The 15,463-nt window shown below is 62.4% G+C and carries 12 protein-coding genes and 1 other annotated feature; of the genes, 3 read left to right on the top strand and 9 right to left on the bottom strand.

All coding sequences use genetic code 11. From position 1 onward, the window contains the following. Window positions 1–125 precede the first annotated feature (125 nt). Window positions 126–1,058 carry a LysR family transcriptional regulator gene (locus I8J29_RS03975; RefSeq protein ID WP_208846377.1) on the top strand — a complete coding sequence of 311 codons (933 nt, stop codon included), beginning with the start codon at window positions 126–128 and terminating at the stop codon, window positions 1,056–1,058. Here the strand turns inward: I8J29_RS03975 and I8J29_RS03970 are convergent. Continuing rightward, window positions 1,034–2,206 (bottom strand): aminotransferase class I/II-fold pyridoxal phosphate-dependent enzyme, encoded by a 1,173-nt coding sequence (locus tag I8J29_RS03970; protein ID WP_208846376.1) that lies wholly within the window; start codon window positions 2,204–2,206, stop codon window positions 1,034–1,036. The two genes, I8J29_RS03975 and I8J29_RS03970, sit on opposite strands and share 25 nt — an antisense overlap. Before the next feature lie 59 nt (window positions 2,207–2,265). Then, window positions 2,266–2,510: a binding site (T-box leader), on the bottom strand. Window positions 2,511–2,741: 231 nt separating this feature from the next. On the opposite strand from I8J29_RS03970, the gene I8J29_RS03965 reads away from it, so the two are divergent. Then, on the top strand, window positions 2,742–3,542 hold the full coding sequence (locus tag I8J29_RS03965; protein WP_208846375.1) for a class I SAM-dependent methyltransferase: 801 nt from the start codon (window positions 2,742–2,744) through the stop codon (window positions 3,540–3,542). Here the strand turns inward: I8J29_RS03965 and I8J29_RS03960 are convergent. From I8J29_RS03960 to I8J29_RS03930, 7 genes are all read right to left on the bottom strand, one after another. Next, window positions 3,535–4,272, bottom strand: coding sequence for an HAD family hydrolase (locus I8J29_RS03960; protein WP_208846374.1), 738 nt, complete (start codon window positions 4,270–4,272; stop codon window positions 3,535–3,537). The two genes, I8J29_RS03965 and I8J29_RS03960, sit on opposite strands and share 8 nt — an antisense overlap. Window positions 4,273–4,887: 615 nt before the next feature. Continuing rightward, a complete protein-coding gene (gene cyoD / locus I8J29_RS03955; RefSeq protein ID WP_208846373.1) occupies window positions 4,888–5,238 on the bottom strand; it encodes a cytochrome o ubiquinol oxidase subunit IV in 351 nt (116 codons plus the stop codon). 1 nt (window position 5,239) lies between these two features. Beyond that, window positions 5,240–5,860, bottom strand: coding sequence for a cytochrome o ubiquinol oxidase subunit III (cyoC, locus tag I8J29_RS03950; RefSeq protein ID WP_208846372.1), 621 nt, complete (start codon window positions 5,858–5,860; stop codon window positions 5,240–5,242). Continuing rightward, complete coding sequence (locus tag I8J29_RS03945; protein WP_090637256.1) at window positions 5,861–7,834, bottom strand: cbb3-type cytochrome c oxidase subunit I; 1,974 nt, start codon at window positions 7,832–7,834, stop codon at window positions 5,861–5,863. It lies immediately after the preceding gene. Window positions 7,835–7,855: 21 nt separating this feature from the next. Then, window positions 7,856–8,872 (bottom strand): ubiquinol oxidase subunit II, encoded by a 1,017-nt coding sequence (locus I8J29_RS03940; protein WP_208846371.1) that lies wholly within the window; start codon window positions 8,870–8,872, stop codon window positions 7,856–7,858. A gap of 324 nt (window positions 8,873–9,196) precedes the next feature. After that, window positions 9,197–9,499 (bottom strand): hypothetical protein, encoded by a 303-nt coding sequence (locus I8J29_RS03935; RefSeq protein WP_208846370.1) that lies wholly within the window; start codon window positions 9,497–9,499, stop codon window positions 9,197–9,199. Between the two features lie 265 nt (window positions 9,500–9,764). After that, window positions 9,765–10,187 carry a MarR family winged helix-turn-helix transcriptional regulator gene (locus I8J29_RS03930; RefSeq protein ID WP_208846369.1) on the bottom strand — a complete coding sequence of 141 codons (423 nt, stop codon included), beginning with the start codon at window positions 10,185–10,187 and terminating at the stop codon, window positions 9,765–9,767. Window positions 10,188–10,471: 284 nt separating this feature from the next. Between I8J29_RS03930 and I8J29_RS03925 the strand changes: the two genes are divergently transcribed. After that, entirely contained in the window at window positions 10,472–14,749 is a 4,278-nt protein-coding gene (locus tag I8J29_RS03925) for a sulfite reductase subunit alpha (RefSeq protein ID WP_208846368.1), read from the top strand. A 102-nt stretch (window positions 14,750–14,851) separates the two neighbouring features. Here I8J29_RS03925 and I8J29_RS03920 read toward each other — a convergent pair whose 3' ends face one another. Further along, a complete protein-coding gene (locus tag I8J29_RS03920; protein WP_208846367.1) occupies window positions 14,852–15,457 on the bottom strand; it encodes a hypothetical protein in 606 nt (201 codons plus the stop codon). Between the last annotated feature and the right edge of the window lie 6 nt (window positions 15,458–15,463).

The raw sequence follows: 15,463 nt of genomic DNA, 5'->3' as shown, positions 1-15,463 counted from the left end.
CTGAATCCCTTCCCTCGTACGTAATAAGTGCACTAATTGCATTTTACTATGCCGGTGACTATATTAATAATATCTAAATTATCCATTTTCCATACCCTACGGGTATCGTAAAGAGGCGAACCACGATGGACTTCAAGCAATTGAAATATTTCCTCGCGATAGCTGAGGAGAAGCAAATCACGCGCGCGGCCAAACTCCTGCACATGGAGCAGCCCCCGCTCAGCCGCCAGCTGATGCTGATGGAAGAGGAACTCGGCGCCAAGCTGTTCGAGCGCGGACGGAAGCAATTGACCCTGACCGCGGCGGGCGAGCTGCTCCGTTCCAAAGCCGAATCGCTGCTGGCGCAGCTAGACGAGACGATGCTGGAAGTCCGCGAGCTGGAGGAAGGCGTACGGGGGACGCTCTCCATCGGGGCCGTCGTATCGTGCGTCTCGATCCTGCCGAAGCCGATTCGCCAGCTGCGCGCCGCCTATCCACAAATTACGTTCAAAATCACGGAAGGTGACCATTTTCTGCTCGGCGAAATGCTGGCCAAGCGGGCGATCGAGCTCGTCGTGTCCCGCCTGCCGTTCGAGACGGGCATCCTGCCGTCGAAGCTGTCGACGCTTCCGCTGCCGTCCGATCCGTACGTCACGGTGTTCCCCAGCTCTTGGGTGCCGCGGCCGCGCGCGGGCGGGGAAGAGCAGAGCATCGGCATGCGCGAGCTGGCGGAGTATCCGCTGCTCACGCTTAAGACCGACAACACGATCCGCATGCACGAGCAGGTCGTGAACGAATTTCGGCGCCATGGCCTCGAGCCGAACATCATCTGCGAGTGCTCCAGCGTAACGGTCATCATGTCCTTGATCGCCTCCGGCATCGGCGCGACCGTCTTCCCGAAATCGATCCTCAACTCGTTCCCGTACGGCGACGTCACGATGCTGCCGATCCGGGACGCCAATTTCCAATCGGATATCGGCATCCTCTGGCTCAAGGACCACCGCCTGTCGAAGCGGGCGCAGCATTTCCTCGATTATTTTCAGTCGGACGGCGCTCAGACATTCCGCAAAAACGTATAAATCCGCTCCAGCGCGGCTTCGAGCTGGGTCTGCGAGGCGGCGTAGCAGCAGCGGATGAAGCCTTCGCCGCCGGGTCCGAACACCTGCCCCGGCACCGCGACGACGCCGGCGGCGTCCAGCAGCCGCGTGGCGAATGCATCGGAGCTTAAGCCCGTGGTTGCGATCGACGGAAACGCATAGAACGAACCGAGCGGTTCATGGCACGGGAGTCCGATTTCGCGCAAGCCCGCGACGAAGATCGCGCGGCGCCGGTTATAAGATGCCACCATCCGGTCTTTTTCTTCCAGACCGACCGTAAGCGAGGCATGCGCGGCGATCTGTCCCAGGATCGGCGCGCACGTCGCGGCGTACTGATGAATCTTAAGCATCGTCGCGATCAGCTCGGCCGGCCCGCAGGCATACCCGACGCGCCAGCCCGTCATCGCGAACGCCTTCGAGAACCCGCTGATCAGCAGCGTCCGCTCCCGCATGCCGGGCAGCTCCGCGATGCTTTCGTGGCGGCCGGCGTACGTCAGCTCCGCGTAGATTTCGTCCGTAATGACGATCAAGCCGCGCTCGGCCGCCAGCTTCGCGACCGGCCGCCAATCGTCCAGCGTCATGACGGCGCCGGTGGGATTGCTCGGGTAGCTGACGAGGAGCACCTTCGAGCGCGGCGTCAGCTTCGCCCGCAGCGAATCGGCCGTCAGTTTGAACCCGTTCTCCGCCTTCGTCTCGACCGGCACCGTCACGCCGCCGAGCAGCGCCGCGAGCGGCGAATAAGCGATATAGCACGGTTCCGGAATCAGAATCTCGTCGCCCGGCGTCAGGAGCGACCGCAGCGCGAGATCGATCGCCTCGCTGCTCCCGTTCGTGACGAGCACCTCGTCCCGGGGATCGTACGGCAGCCGGAACGAGGCGGCCAAGTAGTCCGCGATCGCTTCGCGCAGCTCGGGCAGGCCGGCATTCGGCGTATACGTCGTCCGGCCTTTCTCGAGCGCCGCCGCGCAGGCGTCCCGGACGGGCTTCGGCGTCACGAAATCCGGCTCGCCGACGCCGAGCGAGATGACATCCTTGCGTCCCGCCGCGTAATCAAAATACCTCCGTATGCCCGATGGCTGCATGTCGCGAGCCGCCGGCGACAAAAAATCCGTTAACGTTGTTCCGCCCATCCGTTTCTCCTCCTTCTTGATCGTGAAGCGCCCGAAGACGCCAAAAAACCCGTCCCCAAAAAAGGGACGGGCTGTTACCCGTGTTACCACCCTAGTTCCGCCATCCGTCATGGACGGCAGCACTCCGTTACGTATCCGACAATACGCGTCCCGTTAACGCTGGACCTGCGGCATCGCTTACTTCTTGCGTTTCGGCTAGCTTCTCGGGGATGGCTTCGGCCGGCGTCCGAATGTTGGTTCGCACCTCTCCCAACTCTCTGCGATACGGACAGCCCGACGTACTCTTTCCCGTCAAGGAATTTCGGTTGTGTTGAATTAGTTGTCATTATAGCCAACAGCCGCCGAACGCGTCAATAGGCAAATTGCCGGCTCGGTCAAAATCGCCGTTGACGCGCCGCGCGCCCGTCCGGTATGGTGGCTATAGGAAGACATTCCTAAATCAGCCGAATCACCTGCAGATCCGGCAGCCTGGAATTCCGGCATCCTTCGAATCCCGCACGCAAGAATGCGATGATCCCAAGAAAAGAGGTGCGTCATGGACGATCGCTCCGCGCTCATACGCGACCAATGGAACGAATGGTCCGAGACCTGGTACAAACGCTACCGGACCGGCGAGGTCATCGCCGGCTTGATCGCGCGTCCCGAATCCGCTTTCCACCCGGCGACTCTCGCGCTGATCAAGCGCGCGCTGCCGGACTTGCGCGGCAAACGGGTATGCGTGCCGTCGAGCGGCAACAATCACGCGGTCTTCGCCTTTCACCTGCTCGGCGCCCGCGTGACCTCCTGCGACATCTCCGATAGGCAGCTGGACAACAGCCGCGCCATCGCCCTACAGCATGGCTGGGCGATCGATTTCGTCCAGGCCGATACGATGCGGTTGGACGCGGCCGCCGACGGGGCGTACGACCTCGTCTATACGTCGAACGGCGTCCATGTCTGGATCTCCGACCTGCCGGCGATGTACGGCAGCATCCGCCGCGTCTTGAAGGACGGCGGCGCGTGCGTCATGTACGACGAGCACCCGTTCACTAGGCCGTTCGACTACAACGCCGACCGGAAGCTCCGCGTCGTCAGGCCGTACGACGGTACGGGCCCGTTCGGCGACGTGCCTAGGTATACGTGGCGCGTGCAGGATATCGCCAACGCGATGTCCGGGGCGGGTTTGCGCATCGCCCGCATCGAAGAAACGTACGCGGAAGACGGCTCCTTCTGGATCGACGAATCGCGGGACGACCAGACGCCGCTCTCGCCGGAGGAACTGGAAGCGCTCGGCGATTGGCGCGCCAATCCGTTGGCCGCCCTGCCGCAATGGCTGTCGATTTATGCCGTTAAATAACCGATTCTGCCGCGACTACGTCCAATAACGCCCCGAGCTCGTTTAACGACGCCAGCGTCTTGTACGGCACGGCGGTGCCGGGGCGGTCCAAGCCTTTCGGATTGATCCAGATCCCCTTGATGGCAAGCCACTGCGGCGCGGCGATCTCCCATTCGTAATTGTCGCCGACCATCCACGTCTCCCCGGCGTCGACGCCAAGCCGCTCGAGCGCATGCAGGTATACGGCCTCTCCGGGCTTGCCCGTGCCGTACTCTTCCTCGATGAGGATGCAGTCGAAATGCGGCGCGAGCCCGAACCGCTCGATCTTGCTCCGCTGCGCCCGCGAGCTGCCGTTCGTGATGAGCGCCAGCTTGATGCCGCGCGCCCGCAGATCGAGCAGCGTCTCCACGGCGCCATCGTAAAGCGCGACGGCGGCGTCGCGCGCCTCGCCGTACGCGCGCGCGATGCGCCCGGCCAGACCGTCGTCGGCAAGGCCGGCCTCCTCCAGAACGGCCGCGACGATCGTCGTTCGCGCGGCGTCGAGATCGAGCCGCCCGACCCGATGCCGTTCGGCGTCGCTCCAGAACCACGCCGCCTGCCGCTTGATCCGCGCGATCAGCTCAAGCTGCCGCGCCTCCTCTTCCCGCATGTGAATGCCGCATACCTTGCGCCAGCAGCCGTCGATATCGACGCCGTGGTCGAAGGCGATAATCGTGTCGTCCAAATCCAGCAAAATCGCTTTCGGTATCATGCCGTCCCACGCTCCCCGCTACTAGGAATTGACTCTCCTTCACTATACCAACGATTGGCCCGCGCCGGAATGCCGCCGCTATAATTAACTCCATTAATCAATTAAGTCCAACATCCTTGATGCGAATGCATTCTTGTTCCGTTATAACACGGGGAGGATTTTCGGATGTTGCGCTCCCATTCGGACGGCGGCCGCACAGTAATTAACGAGATTAAATATATATGGCGGAGCCGTGTCCACCCCGCCTAAGCAAGACGGCGGCAGTGGTATGCCAGAGTTTAGGAATCAAAATGCCCGTGCTTCGGGATCGAAATGTCCGGGCAACGGAATCGGAATGTCAGGACTGCGGGATCCGGATTGTCTAAGCTGTGCCCAACAGCGTTCGACGAACCTCGACGCAGCCGAACCACCATTTAGACATTTAACGCCATTAATAGACCGTTTCGGACCCGTTCCGATACCGCTCATTCCGTCGACCCTCATGAACGAATGTATTCGAGGCCTCGACGCATGCCCGGCATTTGTTCGCGCCGCCCCTCGCTGACCGCAGGCGAAAAAGCGCGCGGCCCTCCCTTAACGGGACAGAGCCGCGCGCCTGAACGCATTGCTTTGCGGTTATTGTACGACCGAGTTGAACGACATGATCCACACGGACCCGCCGACGATGACGAGGACGATGAACAAGCCCAGGACCAGCGCCATGACGTTGTACTTCGGGCCTTCGCCTTCGCGGATGTGCATGAAGAAGAAGAGCTGCACGATCAGCTGAATGACGGCCATCGTAATGATGGTGATGATGACGCCGGTTTTGTTCATGCTCGTTTCGAACACGACCAACAGCGGAATCACGGTCAGGACGATGGAAATAATGAAACCGATGACGTAGGCTTTAAGCGAGCCGTGGTTCTCGTGTTCGTCGTGATGGCCATGGCCGTGTTCGGCCGCGCCCGCAGGATGCTGACTCATCTTACATCACCCCCATCAAGTAAACGATCGTGAAGAGGAAGATCCACACCACGTCAAGAAAGTGCCAGTAGAGGCTGATCACGGTGATTTTCCGCCGCGTGACCGGCGTAATGCCGCGCATCTTCAGCTGGATCATGAGCCCGATCATCCAGACCAGGCCGACGGAGACGTGAAGGCCGTGCGTGCCGACCAGGACGAAGAACGCCGTCAGGAACGCGCTGGTGGAGATCGTCGCGCCTTCGTGCACCATGTTGACGAACTCGTTGATCTCGAGGCCGACGAACGAGGCGCCGAGCACGACGGTGACGATCAGCCAACCGATGAGCTGGCCGACCTTCTTCCGGTTCATTGCCAGGACCGCGAGTCCGCTCGTGAAGCTGCTCGTCAGCAGGATGAACGTTTCCGCCACGAAGCCCGGGATTTCGAACAATTCCTTGCCGGTCGGTCCGCCGTCGGTATGCGCCTTGAGGACGACATACGTGGCGAACAGCGTGCCGAACAGCAGGCAGTCGGTGACGAGGAAGATCCAGAAGCCGAGCACTTTCATCGACTCTTGGTCGTGATGGCCATGGTCATGCGACTCGGCCCCGTTCGAATGGCCGTGTTGAATGGCATGCTGCATTTATACCGCCCTCCCTGCTGCTTTTTCGGTCTCGATGACTTCTTCGACCGGTACGTAATAATCGGTGTCGTATTGGAAGGAACGGGCCAGCAGCGTCGCGCCTACGCCGAGCATTCCCAGAATGGCCATCCAGAGCCAGTCGAAGACGAAGCCGAAGCCGGCAACGAACCAGCACGCCGAGAAGATGAACGGAATGCCGGAATTTTTCGGCATATGGATCGACTCCAGCTTCGATGCGGGAACCGGAGGAGCCGGCGCGAAATTGCGGCGCTCTTTCTCTTCCCAATACGAATCCTGTTCGGCCGCGACCGGCACGACCGCGAAGTTGTACATCGGCGGCGGCGACGGTATCGACCATTCCAGCGTGCGGCCGTTCCATGGATCGCCCGTGGTGTCGCGTTCGCCGAATTTGACGCTGTAGAGGATCTGCCACACCTGGAAGACGAAGCCGATGCCCATGAGGAAGGCGCCGATCGTCGACACGAGGTTAAGCGGTCCCCAGCCCATATCCCAGCCGTAGGTGTACACGCGGCGCGTCATGCCCATGAAACCGAGCGCGTACTGCGGCATGAAGCAGACGTAGAAGCCGATGTTCCACAGCCAGAACGCGTATTTGCCCAACCGGTCGTTCAGCTTGAAGCCGAACAGCTTCGGCCACCAGTAGTAGATGCCCGCGAGATAACCGAACACGACGCCCCCGATGAGCACCTGATGGAAGTGCGCGATCAGGAAGTAGCTGTTGTGGTACTGGTAATCCGCCGGCGCCACCGCGAGCATGACGCCCGTCGCGCCGCCGACCACGAAGCACGGAATGAACGCGAGCGTCCACATCATCGGCTGCTCCAGCCGGATCCGGCCGCGGAACATCGTGAACAGCCAGTTGAACACCTTGGCCCCGGTCGGTATGCCGATCGCCATGGTCGCGATGGCGAAGAAGACGTTGACGTCCGCCCCCGAGCCCATCGTGAAGAAGTGGTGAACCCAGGTGAAGAAGGACAGAATACTGATGCTCATGAGTGCGAATACCATCGATTTATAGCCGAAAATCCGTTTGCGCGAGAACGTGGCGACGATTTCGGAGAAAATCCCGAACGCCGGCAGCACAACGATGTACACCTCGGGGTGACCCCACATCCAGATCAGGTTGACGTACATCATCGGGTTCCCGCCGCCGTCCATCGTGAACAGATGGCCGCCGAGGAACCGGTCGATGAACAGCAGCGCGAGCGTAACCGTCAGAATCGGGAACGCGAAGATGATGATGACGCTGCTCGAAAAGACGGACCAGGTGAACATCGGCATTTTCATCAATTTCATGCCCGGCGCGCGCATCTTGAGAATCGTGACGATGAAGTTGATCCCCGTCGCGAGCGAGCCGATACCGGAGATCTGAATGCCCCAGATGTAGAAGTTCTGTCCGACGCCGGGACTGCCCGACATCTCCGACAGCGGCGGATAGCTGAGCCAGCCCGCGTCCGGCGAGCCGCCGATGACGAAGCTGATATTGAACAGCATCGCGCCGAAGAAGAACAGCCAGAAGCTGACGGCGTTCAGATACGGGTACGCGACGTCGCGCGCGCCGATCTGCAGCGGCACGACCATGTTGAACAGCCCGAACATCATCGGCATCGCCATGAACAAGATCATAATCGTGCCGTGCGTGGTAAATACTGAGTTATAGTGATCCGCCTGCAGGAAATGCACGTTCGGCATCGCGAGCTGCGCCCGCATGAGCAGGGCGTCGACCCCGCCGCGGAAAAGCATGAGCAGCGATGCGATCAAGTACATCATCCCGATTTTTTTGTGGTCGACGGTCGTTAGCCATTCCCGCCACAGCCAGCCCCACTTCTTGAAGTAGAAGAGAACGAACACGATGGCGATGGAGGTTAGTCCGATCGAGACGTCCGCGCCGTAGATAAGCGGATCGCCCGTCACAAAAAATGAGGAGGCGAATGATTTTATACTGGCGTACATAGTTGGTGCTCCTCCCTCATCCTACTGATGATTGTGATTCATTTCACTAGAATTCATATTGCTCATATCCATGTCGCTCATATCGTCCATGTCGTGGGCGTCCTTGGAATCGGACTTCGCGTCGTCCGCGTCGGCTTTATCGCCTTTGTCCGCGTCTTTGTCCATGTCCATGTCCATGTCCATATGGTGGCCGCCGTTCTTGATGACGACGGAATCGAACAGATCCGCCGGATACGAGGAGAACGTCTGCTCGCCCGATTGGCTCGGTTTAGCCAGCGCCTCGTAGCCTTCCTTCGTCAGCTCGTTGCCCGAGCCTTTCACGCTTTGGACCCATTTATTGAAGTCTTCCTGCGATTCGGCGATGACGTTGAAGCGCATATGCGCGAAGTCTTTGCCGGAGAAGTTCGCGCCCGTGCCGTAATACTCGCCCGGACGATCGGCCTGCAGCCAAAGCGACATCGCCATGCCCGGCATCGTATACTCTTGGCCGCCCAGCTGCGGAATCCAGAAGGAATTCATCGGCGCGTCGCTCGTCAGTTCGAAATCGACCTGCACGCCGGCCGGGATATGCACGTAATTGACGGTCGCGATGTTTTGATCCGGATATTGGAACAGCCATTTCCAGTCGAGCGACGTGACTTGAATCTTGACCGGCTTCACGTCCGTGACCGGCGGCTTCTTCGCCAGCGCATACGTATCGCGGGCCGTGTACGCGCCCAGGATGCCGATGATGATGACCGGAATGCCCCACCACAGAATCTCCAGCACCTTGCTGTCGTCCCAGTGCGGCTTATACGGCGCCTTGTTGCCCGGCTTGTCGCGATATCGCAGTACGATAAATACCGTGATCGCGAGCACGGGAATGACGACGATCGCGCACAGGATGGCCGACAGGATAATCAGCCGGTACTGCGTTTCGGCGACGGGTCCCTGCGGGTCGAACACGACGAACTTGCCGTCGCAGCCGGACAAAAGCACGGTCGTCAGCAGTCCGGTTATCAGCAGCATCAAGCCGCGGAGTTTGGAACGTTTCTTCATCTTGCTACTCATCTCCTTACACATGCAGCGTGCTCTCATGGCCCTTTGACGCTAGCATAACAGATGACCGCGCGGTTGTTACCGCCGTTAACAAATCCGTCAATCTTCTGTTTCTTTTCCGACACTTTTCGTTCATCAGTCGTTCACGAATGGCGTAGTTAAGGGCTTTCACGGCGAATTATTAGGAAAATCCGGAAATGAACCCTGCATTTTCATCGTTCAAGCTGTCACAATATTGGGCTTTTCCAGAGCGCCCCAAAAACGCAAAAAAGAGACAGCGACGAATCGCTGTCTCTTGAACGTGTAAGCGCTATACGATTAAAGTTAAATGCGTTCCGGCTGTTGGCCTGCGGGCATTGCCTGCTGTTCTTTGGCGAACTTCGGCTGCAGCGCGTGGAACAACGACCCGAGCAATAGCACTTGAATGCCGCCGATGATAAAGCCGAAGCCGACCATCAGGCCCAAGTTCGTGTCTTTGAAATCATGAACGAAGCAAGCGCTCATGATGATGCCGATGAGCATCAATCCAAAACCGATGCGCGGCATCAGGGACGTCCAGTACTTGATTTTCTCCGCTTGGGACGGGACGATCACTTCGGTACCAGTTGTTTTTTGGGTTTCGTTCATCGTGCAACACTCCCGGTGACGTTTTATAAGAATAGTATAACACAATTTTGTCACGTAGCGTTCACTTTTTGTTCAATTATTAAAAAAATATTTTTTCTTGCGCTATCGCGAAGACTCGCCGCCCGCCCCATGCGAGCGCGTCTCGGCGCCGCGCGCAAAGAAGCGCCCGCCGATTACCGCTTCCTTATCGGAAACGAATCGGCGGGCGCTTGCGCGTTCGAAGCCTTCTCCCTTGGCTTGCGCGGCCGAGCCTCGCGGCCGTCGTTCAAGCTTCGTTGGAGTCCAGATGCGAATAATCCTTGAATTCCAGCAGCCCAGCCCGCTTCAACTCTTCCATATGAATCTCCGAGAGCTCCTCGAGAATCTCCTTCGCGGCGTCCGTCAACCGAATGAAAATGCTTCGCCGGTCGTTCGGATTCGGAAACCGCTGGACGAGGTCGAGCTCCTCGCAGCGCTGAATGAGCTCGATGCAGGAATTCGGCGTGATCTGCAGCCGTTCCGCCAACTCCTTGGGCGTGGCGTGCTCGCGGCCCGGGAAGCCCATGATCGACAGCATCAGCTGATGGTACTGCGGCGTCAAGCCCTTGCCGCGGGCCGCCTCTTCGCTGAAGCGGATGAATTTGCGGATTTGGTAGCGGAAATAAGCAAGCTGTTCGTAGATCGGTTTGGGCAGTCGTTCCTTCGCCATCGGTTTGGCCCCTTCCTGAAGTCGTTGGTTGCGTGCGATGCGGCTTCCTCGAGGCGTGCGCATCCTCGTTTCCTCCTATCTATACGCGCGGACGCGCATCTCCTTGTCAGGACTTTCCCGCGCACCGCAAATAGCGTTATGTCATATTAAATAACATAAACCATCCGATGACGATTGACAAGATTTAATGTGTTATATAAACTAACATTAAAAATCCAGTTTGTTCGTAATCCGACATATCGATGTCTTGCATACGGGCAGCTGATCCGGCAAGGTGATGCAGCGTGACCACGAAACAGGTAAAAAGCGTTTGTCCTTACTGCGGCGTCGGCTGCGGCATCGTCATGGACGTCGAGGGCGGCCGCGTCGTCAAAGTGTCCGGCGACAAGACGCATCCCGCGAATTTCGGCCGGCTGTGCACGAAAGGCGCCACAAGCGCCGCCGCGGTCGCCGAATCGGGCCGGTTGGCGTCCGCGCACAAGCGAGACGCGCGCGGGCTGGCCCCGTCGCCCGTCGGCATGCGGCAGGCGATCCGCGAGACGGCCGGCAAGCTCCGCGCCATTCTCGACGAACACGGCCCGGACGCGCTCAGCTTCTACGTATCGGGCCAAATGTCGCTCGAAGCACAGTATCTCGTGAACAAACTCGCCAAGGGGTATGTTAGGACAGTTAACATCGAGTCAAATTCCCGGCTGTGCATGGCCAGCGCCGGCAGCGGCTACAAGCTGTCGCTCGGCGCCGACGGACCGCCGGGCTCGTACGAGGATTTCGACCGGACGGATCTCTTCTTCGTCATCGGCGCCAACATGGCCGACTGCCATCCGATTCTGTTCCTCCGCATGATGGACCGGGTCAAAGCCGGGGCGAAGCTGATCGTCGTCGATCCCCGCCGCACCGCGACCGCGGATAAAGCGTCGCTGTTCCTGCAAATCCGGCCCGGCACCGACCTCGCCCTGCTGAACGGCCTGCTGCACCTGCTGCACAAGCAAGGCGCCGTCGACGAGGCGTTCGTCGCGGCCTATACGACCGGATGGGAAGACATGCCGGCCTTCCTGGACGCGTACGATCCGGCGAGCGTGGCGCAAGCCACCGGCATTCCCGAAGCGGACATCCGCCGAGCGGCCGCGTGGATCGCCGAAGCGCCGGAATGGATCAGCTGCTGGACGATGGGGCTGAACCAGAGCACGCACGGCACGTGGCAGACGAACGCGGTCTGCAATCTCCACCTGGCGACCGGCGCGATCTGCCGTCCCGGCAGCGGGCCTTTCTCCTTGACGGGCCAGCCGAACGCGATGGGCGGCCGCGAGATGGGCTACATGGGCCCGGGGCTCCCCGGGCAGCGATCGGCGCTCGTCGAGGAGGACCGGCGGTTCGCCGAAGACCTATGGCGTCTTCCGCGAGGAACGCTGCGGGCCGAAGCGGGGCCGGGCACCGTCGCGATGTTCGAGCGCATGGCGGCCGGCGGCATCAAGGCCTGCTGGATCATCTGCACGAACCCCGTCGCCTCCGTCCCGAACCGCGGCACCGTCATCGCCGGCCTGGAAGCCGCCGAGCTCGTCGTCGCGCAGGACGTATTCCTGGAGACGGAGACGAACGCCTACGCGGACTATCTGCTCCCGGGCGCCCTGTGGGCCGAGGCCGAGGGCGTCATGATCAACTCGGAGCGCAACCTGACGCTGATGCGCAAGGCGGTCGATCCGCCGGGCGAGGCGATGCCGGACTGGATGATCGTCGCGGAGGTCGCCTGCGAAATGGGCTTCGCCGACGCGTTCACGTACGCGTCGTCCGAGGACGTCTACCGCGAGCTTCAGCGGGCGCGGAACCCGAAGACCGGCTACGACCTGCGCGGAGCCGGCTACGATCGGCTGCGCGAGACGCCCGTGCAATGGCCGGCGGCGGCGGACGACGGCCCGAGCCGCAATCCGGTCCGCTACTTGAACGACGGCGCCGGCCCTCGGCTCGCCGTACGCGAGGACGGCAGCGTGCCGCGGATCGTCTTCCCGACGCCGTCCGGCAAAGCCGCGTTCTTCGCCCGCCCCTTCCTCCCGCCCGCGGAGATGCCGGACGCCGAGCGGCGGTTCGTGCTGAACACGGGCCGCGTGCAGCATCAATGGCACACGCTCACGAAGACCGGCAAGATCGCCGCGCTCAACAAGCTGAACCCCGGGCCGTTCGTCGAGATTCATCCCGAGGACGCGGCCGAGCTCGGCATCCGCGAACGCGATCTCGTCGAGATCGCGTCCCGGCGCGGCAAAGCCGTCCTGCCGGCGGTCGTGACGGACCGCGTGTTGCCGGGCGGGTGCTTCGCGCCCTTTCATTGGAACGACCTGTTCGGCCCGGACCTCGCCGTGAACGCGGTGACGAGCGACGCGGCGGATCCCGTATCGCTCCAGCCCGAGCTGAAATATTGCGCGGTCTCGTTGACGCGGACGACGCGGACGCACGCGAACGCGGAGCGAATCGGGGGCGAACCCGTCGGTTCTCCCGCGATCGAACCCGCCGATCGGCAGCCCGCGGCCGAAGCGAGCGCCGCTTTATTCAAGGAGGAGATCTTTATGGCCAAAGTGGATACGCTGGCAAACATGCTGGGCATCGAAGCGGGTTCCCCCATGACGCTCGACCAGCATGAGAAAATGTACGTGGCCGGTTTCATCGCCAGCCTCCGGACCGACGAAGCGGCGGCCGCCGCCGGCGTCCCCGTCCTCCCTCCGACCGCGCCGCTCGAGCCGTCCAAGCGGCTCTGGCTGGACGGCATCCTGGCCGGCATGTTCTCCCGCGCTTATCTGCCTGCGGCCGAATACGGATCGAGCGGAGCGGGCCCGGCGAACGGATCGGCCGCTTGGCATGCCGCAGCGCCGGGGTCCGGCGCGGCGCTTGCCGAAGCGGCGGCCGCTCCCGCGGCCGTCCCGGACGCGCGGCGCCAAAGCGGCGCGCCGGACGGCGCCCGGCCGGCCGCGGGGACGCGTACCGGCGTCACGATTCTGTGGGCGTCGCAAACCGGCACGGCCGAAGCGGCCGCGATCGAATGCGCCCGGCGGCTGCAGCTGGCGGGCAACGACGTGCGCCTGGTGAGCATGGACGCTTACGATATGGCCGAACTGCCGTCCGAACGGCTGGTCGTGCTCGTCGCGAGCACGTTCGGCGCCGGCGATCCGCCGGATAACGGCGCGCGGTTCTGGCAGGCGCTTTCCGAAGACGCCGTCTCCCGGCTCGAAGCGCTGCGCTATGCGGTGCTCGCCTTCGGCGACTCCAGCTACGATCAATATTGCGGCTTCGGGCGCAGTCTCGACGAGCGGCTGGGGCAGCTGGGCGCGAAGCGGCTGCTGGACCGCGCGGACTGCGACGCCGGCGGCGAGGACGCGCTGGACGCATGGCACCGGACGCTGGAGTCGGAAGTGAAGGCGCTTCGCGCGAACGACCCGGCAGCCGAGCCCGCCGACCGGCATTACGATCGCAACCATCCGCTGCCGGCGAAGCTGCTGGCCGCGCGGCCGTTGAACGGCCCGGGCTCGGAGAAGGATACCCGCCATTACGTGTTCGATCTGAAAGGCACGGGCCTCCGTTACGAAGCCGGCGACGCTCTCGGCGTCTGGCCGACCAACGACCCGGAGACGGTCGCGGATATCCTGGACGCGCTCCGGCTTCCGCCGGACGCCGAAGTCCAAGTCAAGGGCGAACGCACGACGCTCGGGGCCGCGCTGCTTAAGCAAGCCGACATTACGCGGATCACGCCCGCGCTGTTGGAACTCGTTCGCGACCGCTCCGGCAGCGGCCGGCTTGCCGCGCTGCTTCGGGACGATGCCAAGCAGGAGCTGAAAAAATGGCTTTGGGGCCGCCAGCCCGCCGATCTGCTGCGGGAGTTCCCGACCAAGGCCGGCGCGGAAGAGCTGCTTGCGGCGCTAAGGCCGCTGCAGCCGCGCCTGTACTCCATCGCCTCGAGCGCCGCCGCCCATCCCGGCGAAGTGCATATCGCGGTCTCGACCGTCCGTTATGAGCAGAACGGCAAGCTCCGCAAGGGCGTCTGCTCCGTCTACCTCGCGGAACGCGCGGACGAGGCGGCCGAAGTGCCGATCTTCGTGCAGAAGGCGCCGCACTTCCGCCCGCCCGCCGATCCGGCCGCGCCGATGATCATGGTCGGCGCCGGAACCGGCGTCGGCCCGTTCCGCGGATTTCTGCACGAGCGCCGGGCGTCGTCCGCCGGAGGCCGCAACTGGCTGTTCTTCGGCGAGCAGCGCGAAGCCTGCGACTTCTACTTCCGGGAAGAGCTCGAGGCTATGCGGGACGCGGGCGCGCTTCACCGGCTGACCACCGCCTTCTCCCGCGATCAGAAGGAGAAGGTGTACGTGCAGCACCGCATGCTGGAGCACGGCGCGGAGCTCTGGGCCTGGCTGAAGGCGGGCGCGCACTTCTACGTCTGCGGCGACGCGGGCATGATGGCGAAGGAGGTCGAGGCCGCCCTGAAGCAGATCATTCAGCGGCACGGCGGCATGAACGAAGCCGAGGCCGGCGCGTATATCCAGGAGATGGCGCGCGCGAAGCGATACGCGCGGGACGTGTACTGAGCGGTTGCTTCCAACCCAAAGCCCGTTGACGCAAAACGAAAAAGCAGTCCGTCCGGTTCGTCCCGGACGGACTGCTTTTTCGATTCGCGCGCTTCGGGGCCGTTACGGCCCCGGCTTCCGTTCCCGCAGCAGCTTGGCGATCTCCTCGTCGATCGCGTCGCCGCGCTCGCCCTGCCGGAGCTCCGCCAGCGCTTCGGCGGCGAGCGCTTCGTCGCTCAGCCTGCGCAGCCGCTCCTCCTGCCCTTCCGCCGACGCGGCTCGGCCGGCTTCCCGTTCCGACGACGCGGCGAGCGCGCGCAGCCGCAGCTTGTCGTGCTTCGCGCCGGCGTCGTCCACCGCTTGCTTGAACGCGGCGTAGCGCGCCTTCGTCCGCGCGACGTCGTCCGCCATGCCGCGCACGGCCTCCTCCTGCGAGGCCGCCTGCCGCCGGCACTCGTATTCGCGCTCCAGTCCCGCCCGGGCGGCGCGTTCGTCGCCCCGCGCCGCCGCCTGCTTGGCCGCCGCGCGGAAGCCGTCGGCCTGCCGCTCCAGCCCCCGCAGCCGCTCCTTCGCGGATAGCAGCCCGGATTCCAGCTTCCCGACCGCGACGGCGAACTCGCGCAGCTTCTCGCCCGCGGCTTCCGTATAGGCTTCGAAAGACGGCTCGCCGCGGCCGCCGGCGCCGCTTTCGGACGCAAGCCAGCCTTTGATCCGTTTGATCAATCCCATTCCGCC

Source organism: Paenibacillus artemisiicola, assembly GCF_017652985.1.
GTDB classification, from domain to species: domain Bacteria; phylum Bacillota; class Bacilli; order Paenibacillales; family Paenibacillaceae; genus Paenibacillus_Z; species Paenibacillus_Z artemisiicola.
This window is presented reverse-complemented; position numbering and strand designations above follow the sequence as displayed.